We start from the raw sequence: 15,558 nt of genomic DNA, 5'->3' as shown, positions 1-15,558 counted from the left end.
CCGTGCTCCCCGACGGCACGCCGGTGGTCAACGCGGTCGCGCACGCCTACAACCTGTCCCCGGAGAACGCCCGCGGGCCGATGGGGGAGGCGGTGCGCCGCGGCTTCTACGGCATCCACGCGCACTTCAACCCGCCGGAGTGGGTGGTGCCCGAGGAGACCTTCTGCACCGACCAGAGCGCGGAGCTGCTGGCCGGCACCCACTTCGCCGAGAGCGACGTCGACCTGCTCGTCTACCACGTGCTGCGGCTGGACAGCCTGTTCGCCGACGGGCTGTGCTCGCTGGACAAGGCGGTGGAGCTGCAGCGGCGCTGGCCCGACCGCAGCGTCGTCTACCTCGGCCTGGACCCGACGCTGGGCCTGCAGCGCTCGCTCGACGACCTCGACGAGCAGGCCGCGCTGCTGCCCGGGGCGGTGGGCGTGAAGCTCTACCCGGACCAGCTGGCGCCCTACCGGACCTTCCGCATGGACGACCCCGAGCTCATGTTCCCGCTCTACGAGCGGGTGCTGGCGATGGGCCTGAAGGTGGTCGCGGTGCACAAGGCGCTGCCCAACGGCCCGGTGCCGCTGGGGCCCTACCGCATCGACGACGTCGAGGGCGCGGCCATGCACTTCCCCGCGCTGCAGTTCGAGATCGTGCACGCGGGCATGGCCTTCGTGGCCGAGACCGCGCTGGCGCTGGCCCGCTTCCCCAACGTCCACGCCAACCTCGAGATCACCACGATGCTGCTCACCAAGGCGCCGCGGCTGTTCTCCGAGGCGATGGCCGAGTTCCTGTTCTGGGGCGGCCCGGGCAAGCTGCTGTACTCCGACGGCGCACTGTTCGCGCACCCGCGGCTGGCTCTGGAGGCGTTCGCCGCCTGGCAGCTGCCCGAGGACCTGCAGGACCGCTACGGCCTGCCCCCGCTGTCCGCGGAGGACCGCGCCGGCATCCTCGGCGGCAACCTGGCGCGGATGCTCGGCATCGACCTGCCCGCGCGGCTGGCCGCGGTCGCCGACGACGAGTTCGCCCGCGGCCGCCGGGAGCGCGGCGGCCCGGCCGAGCCGTTCAGCACCTGGTCGCGGCTGGCCGGCACGGCCGTGCCCGCGCCGCTCGCGGAGCGTGCCGCGTGAGCGGGCCGGTGGAGCTGCTCACCGTGCCGGGGGAGGGCCGCCCGGGCCGGGCCGACGACGCCGCGGTGGCCGCCGCCCTCGAGCAGGTCGTCGACCCCTGCTCGGTGGCCCAGGGCACGCCGCTGTCCCTGCCGGCGATGGGGCTGGTGCGCGGCTGGCAGCTCGCCGACGACGGCCGGCTCGTGCTCGACGTGGCGGTGACCGCCCCCGGCTGCGGCTACCTCGGTGTGTTCGCCGACGCCGCCGCCCGCGCGCTGGCCGCCCTGCCCGGCGTCACCTCGGTGACCGTCCGGCTCGACGCCGCGCTGGTGTGGACCGAGGACCTGCTGCGCCCCGACGCCACCGCCGTGCTGTCCGCCGGGCGCGAGCGGGTGCGCGAGCGGCTGGCCGCCGGGAGAGGGGCGGTGCGCCCGTGATCGGCGACATCGTGGTGCTGGACGCCGCCGTCCACCTGCACGACATGAGCGAGGACAACCTCACCGACGACGCCGTCCGCGCCGCCGGCGGGCATGACCCGCGCCGGCTGCCGCTGGCCATGGGGGAGGCGCTGCGCCCGCTGCACGGCGCCGACGTCGACTTCGCCACCCGCACCGGCGTGGTCGAGCAGGGCCGGATGCTGTTCGAGCAGTCGCCCACCGACCTCGCCGTGGCCCAGGTGGTGCCGATCTTCGACGGCTACAAGGACTGGTGGGCGCCGGTCGAGCTGCAGGCGGAGTTCGTGCGCGCCTTCCCCGACCGGGCGTTCCTGTGCGGCGGGGTGGACCCGCGCTTCGCCGGGCTCGACGCGGCGCTGGAGCACCTGGAGTGGCAGGTGCGCGACCTCGGCGCGGTGTCGCTGAAGTTCTACAACGGGCACGTCGAGCGGTCCTGGCGCTGTGACGACCGGGAGCTGGCCTACCCGCTCTACGAGCGCGCCGCCGAGCTGGGCATCCGCGTGCTGCAGTTCCACAAGGGCTTCCCGTTCGGGCTGGAGAACATCGAGGACGTCCGCCCCAACGACCTGCAGCGGCCGGCCCGCGACTTCCCCGAGCTCGACTTCGTCATCCACCACCTCGGCGTGCCGTACTTCGAGGAGACGGTGTCGATCGCCGCACGTTTCCCCAACGTGCACCTGTGCCTGGGCGCCAACCTGGCGTTCACCCCGATCGCCCCGCGGCAGGTGCAGGAGCAGCTGGGCCGGCTGCTCGCGCAGGTGGGCGCCGACAAGCTCAGCTACGCGTCGGAGGGCTTCCTGGCCGGACCGCCGCAGCCCTACCTCGACGCGATCATGGCACTGGAGATCCCCGAGGACCTGCGCACCGGCTACGGCTGGCCGCAGATCACCCACGAGGACAAGCGCGGCCTGCTCGGCGCCAACACGGCCCGGCTGCTGGGCATCGACCTGACCGCCGCCGCGGCCCGCGCGACGGGCTGACCGGAGGGTGTGCGCACACGCCGGGTCCAGGGGGTGGAGACCCGGCGTGCGCGCACACGCTCAGGGGAGCGCTAGCCGACCGGTGCGGCCGAGGAGCGCCAGGTGGGCATGCCCTCGAAGAACGCGTCCCAGGCCGCCTCGTCGTAGGCCATGTGCTGCGCCTCGACGAGCCGGCCGTCGCGGACCCTGAACACCACGGCCTCGGGGACGTCGAGGGTGCGGCCGTCGGGACGGCGGGCGGTCACGTGCGCCAGCGCCACGACGTGGTCGTCGCTGCCCAGGTAGTCCACCGGCGCGGCGTCATAGGTGCCCTCGGTGAACGCCATGATGTCGCCGAAGTTCCGCAGCACGCCGTCCATCCCGGTGGTCGTGCCGCCGGCCGGGCTCGAGCCGGTCACCGTCCACACCATGCCCTCGTAGTCGAAGAGCTGGTGCACGGTCGCCATGTCCCCGGTCTTGAACGCGCGGTGCGCGCGGCGCACGAGGTCGGCGTTGGGGTGCTCGTTCGGGGTCGGCTCGACCGGCATGGTCGCCTCCGGGTCCGGGCTGGCTCTCGCCAGGTTGGTGTGTTTGTGTGACGATCGCAACAGAAAGGCCATGAGTCAACCTGGACCGGAGGACCGCATGCCCACCCCGCTGCAGCGCACCCTGTACACCGCCCACGCCGAGGTCAGCGGCGGCCGGGAGGAGGGCAAGGGCCGCACCCACGACGGCGAGCTCGAGGTCGACCTGCGGGTGCCGGAGTCGCTGGGCGGTCCGGGCGGTGGCACCAACCCCGAGCAGCTGTTCGCGGTCGGCTACGCGGCCTGCTTCCAGAGCGCGCTGGGCGTGGCCGCCCGGCGGGAGCGGGTCGACGTCAGCGGCAGCACGGTGCGCTCGCAGGTGCACCTCGGCCCGGTCGAGGGCGGCGCCTTCGGTCTCGCGGTGGTCCTGGAGGTCCAGATCCCGGGAGCCGACCCCGACGCCGCCCGCCGCGTGGTGGAGGCCGCGCACGCGGTCTGCCCCTACAGCAACGCCACCCGCGGCAACGTCGACGTCGACGTGCGGGTCGTGGGATGACCGCCACCGCGCCGGCCGAGGCCCTGGCCGCGGGCCGGGAGATCATGCGGCGCAACATCCAGGAGCTCTTCGCGCCGGGCGACGCCGCGCTGATCCCCGAGCTGTACGCCACCGACGTCGTCGACCACAACCCGGTACCCGGCCAGCGTCCCGGCCACGACGGCCTGCGCGACGTGCTCGAGGTGTTCCACCGCGCCTTCCCCGACCAGGAGATGGAGCTGCTGTTCACCCTGGCCGACGGCGACCTGGCGATGGACCACTGGGTCTTCCGGGGCACGCACACGGGCGACCTCGACGGCGTGCCGGCGACCGGGCGGCGGGTCGAGTTCCGCGGCTTCGACCTCGCCCGCATCCGTGACGGGCGGATCGCCGAGATCTGGCACGTCGAGGACATGGCGGCCATGTGGGCCGACCTCGGCCTGCCCGGGGGGCCGCGCTGACCGCCGGGACCGCCGTGTCCGTCCGGGTCCGGCGGCGCTACGTCGACCTGCCGCACGGCCAGGTCCACCTCGCCGAGGCGGGGCCGGACGGCGGCCGCCCGGTGGTGCTGCTGCACCAGACCCCGCGGTCGGTCGACGAGTACCGCGACGTGCTGCCGCTGCTCGCCGCCGCGGGGCTGCGCGCGGTCGCCGTCGACACCCCCGGCTTCGGGGCCAGCGACCCGCTGCCCGCGCCGTCGGTCGAGACCCTCGCCGCGGCGGTCGGCGACGCGGTCGCGGGGCTCGGCCCGGCGGTGCTCGCCGGCCACCACACCGGCGGCGTGCTCGCCGTCGAGCTGGCCGCCACCCGGCCGCGGCAGGTGGCCGGCCTGGTGCTGTCGAGCACCCCGCTGGTCGACGCCGCCTTCCGCGGCCGGCCCCCGCACGGCGTCGACGACGTCGAGCCCGCCGACGACGGCGCGCACCTGCTGGCGCTGTGGCGGGGCCGGGCGCCGTTCTACCCGCCGGGCCGCCGTGACCTGCTCGAGCGCTTCGTCCGCGACGCGCTCACCGCCGGGGAGCTGGCGCACGAGGGGCACGCGCTGGTGCGCCGCTACGCCATGGAGGACCGGCTGCCCGCCCTCACCGCGGCGGTGCTCCTGGTGGCCGCGCCCGAGGACCCGTTCGGCGCGCCGAACACCGCCCGGATGGCCGAGGCGCTGCCCGCGGCCGGGCGGCCCCGGCCCGTGGTGGTCGAGGTCCCCGGCGGCACCGTGCCGCTGCCCGACCAGTGCCCGGAGGAGTACGCGGCCGCCGTCGTGCGGTTCGCGGCGGGGCTCCCGTGAGGGCGCTGCGGGTCTCCGCGGTGGGCGGGACGCCGCAGCTCGAGGGGGTGCCCGCGCCCGTCCCCGGCCCGGGGGAGACCCTGCTGCGGATGGCCGGCGCCTGCCTTGCGCACGTCGACCGCAGCATCGCCGCCGGGAGCCTGGGCGGCACCCCGCCGCTGCCCTACGTGCCCTGCACCGACGGGGCCGGCTGGGTGGTGAGCTCCGGCGCCCACCCGCCCGGCGCGCTCGTCTGGGTGCGCGGTGCGGGGGTGGGGGTGACCCGCGACGGCGTGGCCGCCGAGCTCGCCGTCGTCCCGGACGCCGCCGTGCACACCGCCCCCGACGGCGCCGACCCGCTGCTGGCCGCCTGCTTCTTCTCGCCGGCCACCTCGGCCGCGACCGCGCTGGGCGACCTCGGCCGGCTGCAGGCCGGCGAGCGGGTGCTGGTCACCGGCGCCGCGGGCGCGGTCGGCTCGCTCACCGTGCAGCTCGCGCTGGCCGCCGGCGCCGAGGTGGTCGCCTGCGTGCGCACGCGGGCCCGCGCGGCCGGGGTGCCGGACGGCGCGGAGGTGGTCGTCGGGGAGCCCGGCCCGGTCGGCGCCGACCTGCTCGTCGACACCGTCGGCGGCCCCGGCCTGGCCGGCCGGCTGTCCGCGGTGCGGCCCGGCGGGCGGGCGGTGCTGGTGGGGTACACGGCCGGCACCACCGTGGAGCTGGACCTGCCGGCGCTGATGCGCGCCGACGTGGCGCTGCTGCCGCTGAACATGATCCGGCGCGCGCCCGAGGCGTTCGCCCGCGCCGGCGACCTGCTCGCCCGGCTGACCGCGGGAGAGCTGCACCTGGCCGTCACCCGCTACGACCTCGCCGACGCCGCGGCCGCCTGGGCCGACCTGGGCGCCGGGCGGGTCGACGGCCGCGCCGTCCTGGTGCCGGACGGCCGATCCGGATCGACCCTGTCGCCCGCGCTCCTGTAGCGCTATCGTGACGACCGTCTCACATCCGCCATGCGCGGGGAGGGGGTCCGGTGGACGACCAGGAACGGGTGCACGCCGCGGCGAGGCGGGTCACCGCGCTCTTCCGCAGCCACGGCGGGTCGGTCGCGGTGGCCGGCACCGACGCCGCCGGCGCGGTCGAGGTCCGGTTCGGCGGCACGTGCAGCGGCTGCCCCTCGCAGGCGCTGTGCCTGGAGCACACCGTCCGCCCCCGGCTGCTGGCCGTCCCCGGCGTCACCTCGGTGACCGCGACCGGGGCGCGGGTCAGCGACGAGGCCGACGCCCGGCTGCGCACCTTCCTCCGCGGGGGACCGGCGTGACCGCCGTCCCGGCCGGCGCGCGCGCCGACCGCGCACTGCTGGAGCGGATCGCCGACGAGCTCGCCACCGCCGCGGCCACCCGCACCCCGGTGCCGCCGCCGTCCACCGTGCACCCGGGCCTGGCCCCGGAGGACGCCTACGCCGTCGCCGCGGTCGGCATCGGCCGTCGCCGCGCGGCCGGGGCGCGGCTGCTCGGCCACAAGATCGGCCTCACCTCGGCGGCGATGCAGCAGATGCTCGGCGTCGACGAGCCCGACTACGGCGCGCTGCTCGACGACATGCTCGTCCCCGACGGCGGCAGCACCTCACCGGCCCGGTGGTGCCAGCCGCGGATCGAGCCCGAGGTGGCGTTCCGGCTCGGCGCCCGGCTGGCCGGACCCGGGCTCGGCGTCGACGACGTGCTCGCCGCCACCGACGCCGTCGCCCCGGCGCTGGAGATCATCGACAGCCGGGTCGCCGACTGGCGGATCACCTGGTGGGACACCGTCGCCGACAACGCCTCCTCGGCCGCCTTCGTCGTCGGCCCGTGGACGCCGACCACTGCGGCCGGGGACCTCGCCGCCCTGGACGTCGCCCTGGCCGTCGACGGTGAGGTCGTCGAGCACGGCAGCAGCGCCGCGGTGCTCGGCCACCCCGCGACCGCGGTCGCCTGGCTCGCCGAGGCGCTCGCCGGGCACGGCGCGGCGCTGGAGGCCGGCGCGGTCGTGCTGTCGGGCTCGTGCACCCGCGCGGTCGACGTCCGGCCCGGCACCCGGGTCACCGCCACCGTGGGCGGCCTCGGCGAGGTCGCGGTCGACTTCTCCCGGGAGGACGCGTGAGCGGGAGGGTCCCGGTGGCCGTCGTCGGCTCCGGCAACATCGGCACCGACCTGCTGGTCAAGCTGCTGCGCAGCGACCGGCTCGAGCCGCGGTGGATGGTCGGCATCGACCCGGCCAGCGAGGGGCTGGCCCGCGCCGCCGCGGCCGGGCTGGAGACCTCCGCCGAGGGGGTCGACTGGCTGCTGGCCCGGCCGGAGCTGCCGGAGATCGTCTTCGAGGCCACCTCGGCGCAGGTGCACGTGCGCAACCACCGCCGCTACGCCGAGGCCGGGATCCGCGCGGTCGACCTCACCCCGGCCGCACGCGGGCCCTACGTGGTGCCGCCGGTCAACCTCGACGAGCACCTCGACGCACCCAACCTCAACATGGTCACCTGCGGCGGCCAGGCGACCGTGCCCGTCGTCGCCGCGGTCAGCCGCGTGACGCCGGTGGCCTACGCCGAGATCGTCGCCTCCATCGCGTCGCGCTCGGCCGGGCCGGGCACGCGGGCCAACATCGACGAGTTCACCCGGGTCACCGCCCGCGCCCTCGAGGTGGTCGGCGGCGCCGGGCGCGGCAAGGCGATCATCGTGCTCAACCCGGCCGAGCCGCCGATGCTCATGCGCGACACCGTCACCTGCCGCATCGATCCCGGCGCCGACCGCGCCGCCGTCACCGCGTCGGTCACCGGCATGGTCGCCGACGTCGCCCGGTACGTGCCCGGGTACCGGATGACCAGCCCGCCGCAGTTCGTCGAGGACCGGCACGGGGCCCGGGTCAGCGTCTACCTGGAGGTCGAGGGCGCCGGTGACCACCTGCCGTCCTTCGCGGGCAACCTGGACATCATGACCGCGGCCGCGGCGCGGGTCGGCGACGTGCTGGCCCAGCGGCCGGCCGTCCCCGCGGGAGCGGCACGGTGACCGGAGGCCTCCCGCGGATCGGGATCCGCGAGCCGCTGCCCCGTCCGCACGGGGACGGCCTCGACGTCCGGATCACCGACTCCACGCTGCGCGACGGCAGCCACGCCAAGGCCCACCGGTTCACCCGCGAGGAGGTCCGCGACATCGTCGCCGGCCTCGACGCCTCCGGTGTGCCGGTGATCGAGGTCAGCCACGGCGACGGGCTGGGCGGCTCGTCGTACGCCTACGGGCCGAGCCTGGTCGACGAGCGGGAGCTCATCGACGTCGCCGTCGCGACGGTGACCCGCGCCAAGGTGGCCGCGCTGCTGCTGCCGGGCGTCGGCACCGTCGACGACATCCGCTGGTTCGCCGACGCCGGCGGCTCGGTGATGCGGGTGGCCACCCACTGCACCGAGGCCGACGTCGCCGCCCAGCACTTCCAGGTGGCCCGCGACGCGGGGCTGGAGACCGTCGGCTTCCTCATGCTGGCCCACCGGATCGGCCCCGAGGAGCTGGCGGAGCAGGGGCGGGTCATGGTCGACGCCGGCTGCCAGTGCGTCTACGTGACCGACTCGGCCGGCGCGCTCGTCCTGGACGACGTCACCGACCGGGTGGCCGCGCTCGTCGCCGAGGTGGGCGACGAGGCGCAGGTCGGCTTCCACGGCCACCAGAACCTCTCGCTCGCCGTGGCCAACACCGTCTTCGCGTTCCGGGCCGGCGCCGGCCAGGTCGACGGGTGCACGCGCGGCATGGGCGCCGGGGCGGGCAACACCCCGACCGAGGCGCTGGTCGCCGTCTGCGACCGCATCGGGCTGACCACCGGCATCGACGCCTTCTCGATGATGAGCGTCGCCGAGGACGTCGTCCGCCCGGCCATGGAGACCGAGTCGGTGGTCGACCGGCTGTCCCTGGCCATGGGCTACGCCGGCGTCTACTCCTCCTTCATGAAGCACGCCGCCGCCGCGGCCGCGCGCTACGGCGTCGACCCGGCCGAGGTGCTGCTGCGCTGCGGCGAGCGGCAGCTCGTGGGCGGCCAGGAGGACCAGATCGTCGGCATCGCGCTCGAGCTCGCCGCGGCGCGCGAGGACCGCGCCCGGCAGCTGGCGTGAGCACACCCACCGAGGAGGCAGCCCATGGCCGCAGGGACCGACACCGGAAGAGGAGGGGCGCGGGCGACGGCGGCCGGGGGGCCGGCGTCCCCGCGACCCGACCGCCGGTACTCGACCGGCCGGCAGGACTGGTCGACCTGGCCGAAGTACGACGCGGCCGCGACCGGCTTCCGCGGCTACTGGTACCCGGTCGTGTTCGCCGACCAGGTCGGCCCCGACCCCGTCGCGGTCACCGTGTGCGGCGAGAAGGTGGCCCTGGTCCGCGAGGGCGACGAGGTCCGCGCGCTGCACGACCGCTGCCCGCACCGCGGCATCCCGCTGTCGATGGGCAGGCGGGAGTTCCCGAACACGCTGTCCTGCGCCTACCACGGCTGGACCTTCGACACCCGCGACGGCCGGCTGGCCGCCGTCATCACCGACGGCCCGGACTCGCCGCTCTGCGGCAAGGTGTTCGTCCGCACCTACCCGGTCGAGGTCCGCCTGGGCCTGGTGTGGGTCTACGTCGGCGACGGCGAGGAGCCCCCGCCGATCGACGACCAGCTGCCCGAGGAGTGGCGGGGCAACGAGCTCACCGCCGGCATCCGCATCGACGAGCGGGCCGGCAACTGGCGCTTCGCCTGCGAGAACGGCTTCGACGAGGGGCACGCCAAGTACCTGCACCGCACCTCGGTGTGGCGCACGTTCAAGACCATGCCCACCTGGAACGTCACCCGCATCGTCCCCCGCGGGCGGTGGCTGTACCGGGTGCAGGACGAGGTGCACTGGGAGGCGGAGTTCCCCGGCTACGGCACCTGGACCAACTACCGCTGGTGGAAGAAGAAGCCGCCGCGGCCGGACTTCAAGGACTTCCGACTGGGCAACACCGGCGGGTCGAAGAAGGCGAACCCGGTCATCGAGGAGCAGGACTTCCCGGGCTTCGCCTCGGTCGGCATGCCCGGCGTGCTGCGCATCGCCTACCCCAAGTTCATCCACTACGAGTTCTACGTCCCGGTCGACGCCGACTCCCACCGCTACGTCGGGGTGATGGTCGACTTCGGCACCCGCGCGGACGGGCTGCGGTTCGCCGTCAAGTACCTCGGCGCGGTCCGCTGGCTCTTCCACGGCCAGTTCTCCGGCCAGGACGCGCGGATGGTGGAGGCCACCGACGCCCCGCCGGAGCGGCTCTACCGGCCCGACGTGTCGCTCACCGAGTGGCGCAAGCTGGTCGAGCAGTCGACCGTCGTCGGCCCGAACGGCACCGCCCGCGCCCCGGCGGAGGGCTCCCCGGACGCGCCGGTGGCCGCGGGCAGCGGCCGGCCCTCGCACGTGCAGGGGGCCTCGTGAGCCCGTACCTCGCCGAGCGCGACCTGGCCGCCGTCGACACCGGGGAGGTGCTCACCCGGCCGGCGCGGCCGCCCGGCCGGCTGGTGCACAACGGCGAGCACGCCTACTCCGTGTGGGAGGCCGGCTCCGGACCGGACACCGTGCTGCTGCACGGCGGCGGGCCGGGCTGCACCGGCTGGAGCGACTTCGGCCCGGCCGTGCCGCACCTGGCCCCGCACCGCCGCTGCGTGGTGCCCGATCTCCTGCAGTACGGCGCCAGCGACAAGCCCGACATCGCCGAGGGCGTGTGGGACTTCCACGCGCGCAACCTGCTCGCCCTCCTCGACGCGCTCGACCTCGGGGCCCCCGACGTCGTCTGCAACTCCTGGGGCGGGACGGCGGCGCTGCGGCTGGCCGCGCTGCACCCCGAGCGGGTGGGCTCACTGGTCATCACCGGGTCGATGCCGGTGCTCTACGGGCCGCTGGCGCCGCTGCCCGAGCGCTCACGGCGCGGCCGCAACGCCCGTGACGCGTACTACGGCGGCGAGGGCCCGACCCCGCAGAAGATGCGCGACCTCATCGCCCGGCTGGAGTGGTACGACCCCGACGCCGTCCCCGAGGAGACGGTCACCCTGCGGTACGAGCAGAGCCTCGACGCCGGGGAGCGCCGGCTCGGCGAGTCCGACGAGCACCGCGGCACGTTCCAGGACCTCACCGCCGACCTGCAGGGCCTGCGGGTGCCGGTGCTCTACCTGTGGGGGATGCACGACGCGTTCCTCACGCCCGACTACCCGCTGATGCTGGCGCGGATGACGCCGCGGGGCTCGCTGTTCGTCATGGACCACGCCTCGCACCACCTGCAGGAGGAGCGGCCGCGGGAGTACGCCGCGGTCGTCAACGGCTGGCTCGACCGCACCCGCGGGCGGGCCGGGGAGGAGCGGGGATGAGGACGGCGCTGCTCGGGGTGGCCGGCGCGGCCGGTCTGGTCGCGCTCGCGGCGCGCAACCGGTACGCGCTGCGGCGACGGGTCGACACCCGCGTGGTCCGGGTCGGCCGTTGACCGCTGGCGTGCACCCGGCCGGCCCGGCCGACCTCGGACGGGACGGGCTGGCCGGCCTGCCCGCGCGCCAGCGGGACCTGGTGGCCCGCGCGTGGGCGCACGTCGACCAGCGGCGGCTGCGCGAGCTCGCCGTCCTGGTCACCTCGGTGCCCAGCCCGACGGGGGAGGAGCGGCCGCTGGCCGAGGAGCTGGCCGCCCGGCTGCGCGGGGCCGGGCTCGACGGCCGGCTGCAGCCGCTCGACGACCGGCAGGCCAACGCCTGGGGACGGCTGGCCGGGACCGGCAGCGGGCCGAGCCTGATGCTCTACGCGCCGGTCGACACCTTCACCGCCGGCACCGAGGACGAGGACCTGCCCTGGATCGGGCCGCAGCTGCGCACCGACATGCGCCCCGGGGCCACCGTCGACGGGCCCTACGTCACCGGCCTGGGCGCGTCCAACCCCAAGGGCCACGCGGCCTGCGTCCTGGCCGCGGCCGAGGCGGTCGCCGCGGCCGGCGTGCCGCTGCGCGGCGACCTGGTCGCGGCCTTCGGCGCCGGGGGCATGCCGGCCAACGCCCGCCCGCTGCCCGGCCGCGACCGCGCCAACACCGGTCAGGGCGTCGGGGCGTCCTTCCTGCTCGAGCAGGGCGTGTGGACCGACGCCGCGGTCATCGCCAAGCCGGGCTGGGGCGCCTCGGCCGCCGAGGTCGGCCTGGTGTGGTTCGACGTCTGGGTCGGCGGCACGCACACCTACGTCGGCAGCCGGCACCGGCTGCCCTACGTCAACGCCGTCGCGCAGGCGGCCACCGTCGTGCACGGGCTGGAGGCGTGGTTCGAGCGCTACGCCGCGGCGCACACCGACGCGGTGGTCAGCCCGCAGGGGGTGGTCTCCTCCATCGAGGGCGGCTGGCCGCGGCTGGCCGCGGCCACGCCGGGCCGGGTGCGCATCCGCTGCGACGTCCGCCTCGCCCCCGGCCGCAGCCCCGCGTCCCTGGCCCGGGAGTTCCGCGCCGCGGTGACCGCGATCGCCGACCGCCACCCCGGCCTGGACGCCGCCGTCGAGACCGTGCTCGCCATCCCCGGCAGCGCCACCCCGGAGGACGCCTGGGTGGTGCGCAGCACGATGGCCGCCTGGGAGGCCGCGGAGGGGCGGCCGCACGAGGTCCCGGCCGGGCTGAGCGGCGCCACCGACGCCAACATCCTGCGCAACCGCGGCATCCCGACCGTGCGCATCGGCATGCCCAAGGTCGGCGCCGTCGAGCCCGCGCCGTTCGAGGTCGACTTCGCTCGCGGGATGAACACCGTCGACGTCCGGGACATGGAGCGGCTCACCCGGCTGCTGGTCCGGGTCGCCGTCGACACCTGCACGCGCACCTTCGAGGAGACGGGAGACCGGCCGTGAGCCGCATCGTGCTGGGCGTCGGGGCGTCGCACTCGACCCTGATGAACACCCACTGGGACGCCGTGGAGCACGTCGACCGCGCCGAGCGGTTCCGCGACGCGCTGCGCGAGGCGCGCGACGCGGTCGCCGCCGCCCGGCCCGACGTCGTCGTGATCGCCGGCAGCAACCACTTCCGCGGCTTCTGGCTCGACCTCGTCCCGCCGTTCACCCTGGGCGTCGGCGAGGTGGTGGCCAGCGGGGAGTCCGGGACGCCGTCGGGACCCCAGCGGGTCGACCCCGACTGGGCCCGGGGGCTGCTCGGCGCGGTCACCGACCAGGGCTTCGACGTCGCGCTCTCGGCGCGGCTGCAGATCGACCACGGCCAGAGCCACGCGATCCAGTACCTGCTCGACGGCGTCGACGTGCCGGTCCTGCCGCTGGTGGTCAACGTCTTCGCCCCGCCGCTGCCGCTGATGCGGCGTTGCCTGGACCTCGGCGCCGCCGTCCGCCGCGGCGTCGAGACCGACGGGCAGGACCGCCGCGTGGTGGTGGTCGCCTCCGGCGGGCTCTCGCACCGGCTGCCCTTCCCGAAGTGGTACGCCCCGGAGGGCGCCGACGAGGAGTTCCTCGTCGAGGCCTGGCTCGAGGGCCGCGGCCACTGGCAGGAGTACGACCCCCGCCGACGGGAGATCATCCGCGCCGCCCAGCCGTCGATCGAGCCGGGGTTCGACCGGGAGTTCCTCGACGCGTTCGTGCGCGGCGACCTGGCCGCGTACGCCACGATGACCGCCGAGGAGGTCGAGAAGGCCGCCGGCAACGGCGCGCAGGAGCTGCGGACCTGGCTGGTCGCCGCGGGCGCGGCCGGCGGCGGCCGCGGGCGGGTGCTGGCCTACGAGCCGATGCCGGAGTGGCTGACCGGCATGGGCGTCGCCCTGCTCGAGCCGGAGGTGGCGGCGTGACGTTCTGGACCGACCTCGCCGGCACCGACTTCTGCCTGGCCACCGTCGACGCCGGCGGGGTGCCCACCCGCGCGCTGCTGGCCGGGCCGGCCGACGGCGAGCCGGTGGTCATGCTGCACGGCACCAGCGGCCACCTCGAGGCGTTCGTGCGCAACGTGCCCGCGCACGCGCACGCCGGCTACCGGGTGCACGCGATCGACATGCTGGGGCACGGGTACACCGGCAACCGCGGGGTGCCGCAGGAGATCCCGCACTACGTCGAGCACCTCGTCGGCTACCTCGACGCCCAGGGCATCGACCGGGCTCACCTGGTCGGCGAGTCCCTCGGCGGCTGGGTGGCGGCCTGGCTGGCGAGCGAGCAGCCCGACCGGGTGGCCACCCTGCAGCTGCTCGCCGCCGGCGGCACCAAGGCCGACCCGGCGGTGATGGAGCGCATCCGCACCTCCACCCGCCAGGCGGTGCTCTCCGACGACGTCGAGCTGACCCGCCGTCGGCTGCTGCTGCTGGTGCACGACCCGGCCGACGTCTCCGACGAGCTCGTGCAGGTGCGGCACGCGGTCTACCACCGGCCGGAGTTCGTGGCCAACATCGACCACCTGCTCGCGCTGCAGGAGATGGCGGTGCGCCGGCGCAACCTGCTGACCCCCGACCGGCTGGCCCGCATCCAGGCGCCGACCGTGGTGGTGTGGGGCCACGAGAACCCCTTCGGCGACGTGCCCGAGGCCCGGGCGCTGGCCGCCGCGATCGACGGCGCCGAGCTCGTGCTCTACCCGGAGTGCGGGCACTGGCCGCAGCACGAGCACGCGGCCGAGTACAACGCGCTCAGCCTGCGCTTCCTGGCCGGGAGAGGTGCCGTCAGCGCTACGAAGGCACTCAGGCGCTGAGCCGCTCGCGGCGCTCCAGGCGCACCCGGCGCCGCTCGCGCTCGGACAGGCCGCCCCAGATGCCGAAGCGCTCGTCGTTGGCGAGGGCGAACTCCAGGCACTCCGTGCGCACCGAGCAGCCCATGCAGACCCGCTTGGCCTCGCGGGTCGAGCCGCCCTTCTCCGGGAAGAAGGCCTCCGGGTCGGTCTCGGCGCACAGCGCGTCCAGGCGCCAGGCGGCCTCCCCGCCCTCGGTGAGGTCGCTCCAGAACGTGGTGGGCGCCTGCTCCGCGGCGGCGTCGTAGGCCGGCTCGTACGCGGCGACGGCGTCGTACTCCGCGACGGCGTCGTAGCGGGAGACGAGGCTGAGGTGGGCGCTCGGGGCGGGGCGCGAGAAGGAGTGCACGGGAAGCTCCTCGGATCGGGGTGGGGCGTGGCGCCCTGTGACGGACGGGTACGCCTTGACTGCTGTCCGTGACGTTACGCAGCGGGCGACTGCGGGCGCACTGGCAGGAACTGAGCGAAACCGGCCCGTCCACTTGGCGCATCGTGCCCTCGACCCGGGGCAGCGGCGTGTCGCTGGCATCGCCGCTCCCCGTGCGCTGGCGGAGGCGTTCCGAGATCTTCCGCGCGACCTGTCGATCTGGTGCGGTGCTGCGTGTCGTAGGGGTGGAGGGCCCGACCAGCGGGCCCCCGGGACCCGGGAGGGCCAGATGGCGCAGTACCTGATCCTGATCTACGAGGACGAGGCGTCCTACGCGACGGCGGCGCCGGAGGTGTGGGGCGAGATCCTCGAGGAGCACAACCGGTTCGCCGCCGGCGTCGACGGCCTCGGCGCGAAGGTGCTCGGCGGGTCGGCCCTGCAGCCGACGACGACGGCGACCAGCGTGCGCGGCGGTAGCGAGGTCACCGACGGCCCCTTCGTGGAGACCAAGGAGGCGCTCGGCGGCTACTACCTGGTCGAGGCGCCCGACCTCGACACCGCCCTGGCCGTCGGGCGGACCGTGCCGGCGCGCTTCGGCGGGGTCGAGGTCCGCCCGGTCATGGTGTTCGACTGAGCGCACC

General features: G+C 75.8%; 19 protein-coding genes. 17 read left to right on the top strand and 2 right to left on the bottom strand.

Going from position 1 to position 15,558, the window contains the following annotated elements; translation table 11 throughout:
• Positions 1–2 precede the first annotated feature (2 nt).
• From ACI78U_RS08085 to ACI78U_RS08075, 3 genes are read left to right on the top strand one after another with little or no spacing between them, the layout of a single operon-like run.
• Positions 3–1,112 (top strand): amidohydrolase family protein, encoded by a 1,110-nt coding sequence (locus tag ACI78U_RS08085; RefSeq protein WP_456874777.1) that lies wholly within the window; start codon positions 3–5, stop codon positions 1,110–1,112.
• Positions 1,109–1,528 carry an iron-sulfur cluster assembly protein gene (locus ACI78U_RS08080; protein WP_456874776.1) on the top strand — a complete coding sequence of 140 codons (420 nt, stop codon included), beginning with the start codon at positions 1,109–1,111 and terminating at the stop codon, positions 1,526–1,528. The genes ACI78U_RS08085 and ACI78U_RS08080 overlap by 4 nt, the downstream gene beginning before the upstream one ends.
• A complete protein-coding gene (locus tag ACI78U_RS08075; protein WP_456874775.1) occupies positions 1,525–2,526 on the top strand; it encodes an amidohydrolase family protein in 1,002 nt (333 codons plus the stop codon). Before ACI78U_RS08080 ends, ACI78U_RS08075 begins: the two co-directional genes overlap by 4 nt.
• A gap of 71 nt (positions 2,527–2,597) precedes the next feature.
• Here the strand turns inward: ACI78U_RS08075 and ACI78U_RS08070 are convergent, their stop codons facing one another.
• The gene (locus ACI78U_RS08070) at positions 2,598–3,053 is read right to left on the bottom strand and encodes a nuclear transport factor 2 family protein (protein WP_456874774.1); all 456 of its coding nucleotides are present in this window, start codon (positions 3,051–3,053) and stop codon (positions 2,598–2,600) included.
• Positions 3,054–3,150: 97 nt separating this feature from the next.
• Here ACI78U_RS08070 and ACI78U_RS08065 point away from each other — a divergent pair, with 97 nt between their 5' ends.
• The 13 genes from ACI78U_RS08065 (at position 3,151) to ACI78U_RS08005 (ending at position 14,514) form a co-directional block, all read left to right on the top strand.
• Positions 3,151–3,585 carry an organic hydroperoxide resistance protein gene (locus ACI78U_RS08065; protein ID WP_456874773.1) on the top strand — a complete coding sequence of 145 codons (435 nt, stop codon included), beginning with the start codon at positions 3,151–3,153 and terminating at the stop codon, positions 3,583–3,585.
• The gene (locus tag ACI78U_RS08060; RefSeq protein ID WP_456874772.1) at positions 3,582–4,025 is read left to right on the top strand and encodes an ester cyclase; all 444 of its coding nucleotides are present in this window, start codon (positions 3,582–3,584) and stop codon (positions 4,023–4,025) included. The genes ACI78U_RS08065 and ACI78U_RS08060 overlap by 4 nt, the downstream gene beginning before the upstream one ends.
• Before the next feature lie 14 nt (positions 4,026–4,039).
• Positions 4,040–4,849: an alpha/beta fold hydrolase gene (locus tag ACI78U_RS08055; RefSeq protein WP_456874771.1), complete on the top strand. Its 810-nt coding sequence runs from the start codon at positions 4,040–4,042 to the stop codon at positions 4,847–4,849.
• Positions 4,846–5,805, top strand: coding sequence for a quinone oxidoreductase family protein (locus tag ACI78U_RS08050; RefSeq protein WP_456874770.1), 960 nt, complete (start codon positions 4,846–4,848; stop codon positions 5,803–5,805). Before ACI78U_RS08055 ends, ACI78U_RS08050 begins: the two co-directional genes overlap by 4 nt.
• Positions 5,806–5,855: 50 nt before the next feature.
• Entirely contained in the window at positions 5,856–6,143 is a 288-nt protein-coding gene (locus ACI78U_RS08045) for a NifU family protein (RefSeq protein WP_456874769.1), read from the top strand.
• The gene (locus ACI78U_RS08040) at positions 6,140–6,961 is read left to right on the top strand and encodes a 2-keto-4-pentenoate hydratase (RefSeq protein WP_456874768.1); all 822 of its coding nucleotides are present in this window, start codon (positions 6,140–6,142) and stop codon (positions 6,959–6,961) included. The genes ACI78U_RS08045 and ACI78U_RS08040 overlap by 4 nt, the downstream gene beginning before the upstream one ends.
• Positions 6,958–7,860, top strand: coding sequence for an acetaldehyde dehydrogenase (acetylating) (locus tag ACI78U_RS08035; protein WP_456874767.1), 903 nt, complete (start codon positions 6,958–6,960; stop codon positions 7,858–7,860). Before ACI78U_RS08040 ends, ACI78U_RS08035 begins: the two co-directional genes overlap by 4 nt.
• Positions 7,857–8,948 carry a 4-hydroxy-2-oxovalerate aldolase gene (gene dmpG, locus ACI78U_RS08030; RefSeq protein ID WP_456874766.1) on the top strand — a complete coding sequence of 364 codons (1,092 nt, stop codon included), beginning with the start codon at positions 7,857–7,859 and terminating at the stop codon, positions 8,946–8,948. The genes ACI78U_RS08035 and dmpG overlap by 4 nt, the downstream gene beginning before the upstream one ends.
• Positions 8,949–8,972: 24 nt before the next feature.
• Positions 8,973–10,271 (top strand): Rieske 2Fe-2S domain-containing protein, encoded by a 1,299-nt coding sequence (locus ACI78U_RS08025; protein ID WP_456874765.1) that lies wholly within the window; start codon positions 8,973–8,975, stop codon positions 10,269–10,271.
• The gene (locus ACI78U_RS08020) at positions 10,268–11,197 is read left to right on the top strand and encodes an alpha/beta fold hydrolase (protein ID WP_456874764.1); all 930 of its coding nucleotides are present in this window, start codon (positions 10,268–10,270) and stop codon (positions 11,195–11,197) included. The genes ACI78U_RS08025 and ACI78U_RS08020 overlap by 4 nt, the downstream gene beginning before the upstream one ends.
• Before the next feature lie 109 nt (positions 11,198–11,306).
• The gene (locus ACI78U_RS08015; protein WP_456874763.1) at positions 11,307–12,692 is read left to right on the top strand and encodes a hypothetical protein; all 1,386 of its coding nucleotides are present in this window, start codon (positions 11,307–11,309) and stop codon (positions 12,690–12,692) included.
• Positions 12,689–13,630, top strand: coding sequence for a DODA-type extradiol aromatic ring-opening family dioxygenase (locus ACI78U_RS08010; protein WP_456874762.1), 942 nt, complete (start codon positions 12,689–12,691; stop codon positions 13,628–13,630). Before ACI78U_RS08015 ends, ACI78U_RS08010 begins: the two co-directional genes overlap by 4 nt.
• Positions 13,627–14,514 (top strand): alpha/beta fold hydrolase, encoded by an 888-nt coding sequence (locus tag ACI78U_RS08005; RefSeq protein ID WP_456874761.1) that lies wholly within the window; start codon positions 13,627–13,629, stop codon positions 14,512–14,514. Before ACI78U_RS08010 ends, ACI78U_RS08005 begins: the two co-directional genes overlap by 4 nt.
• Here the strand turns inward: ACI78U_RS08005 and ACI78U_RS08000 are convergent.
• The gene (locus ACI78U_RS08000) at positions 14,504–14,899 is read right to left on the bottom strand and encodes a WhiB family transcriptional regulator (RefSeq protein WP_456874760.1); all 396 of its coding nucleotides are present in this window, start codon (positions 14,897–14,899) and stop codon (positions 14,504–14,506) included. The two genes, ACI78U_RS08005 and ACI78U_RS08000, sit on opposite strands and share 11 nt — an antisense overlap.
• A 307-nt stretch (positions 14,900–15,206) precedes the next feature.
• Between ACI78U_RS08000 and ACI78U_RS07995 the strand changes: the two genes are divergently transcribed.
• Positions 15,207–15,551, top strand: coding sequence for a YciI family protein (locus ACI78U_RS07995; RefSeq protein ID WP_456874759.1), 345 nt, complete (start codon positions 15,207–15,209; stop codon positions 15,549–15,551).
• The last annotated feature ends 7 nt before the right edge of the window (positions 15,552–15,558 follow it).

Source organism: Geodermatophilus sp. SYSU D00710 (assembly GCF_054050195.1).
The sequence above is the reverse complement of the archived record's forward strand: the minus strand, read 5'-3'. Positions and strand labels throughout refer to the sequence as shown.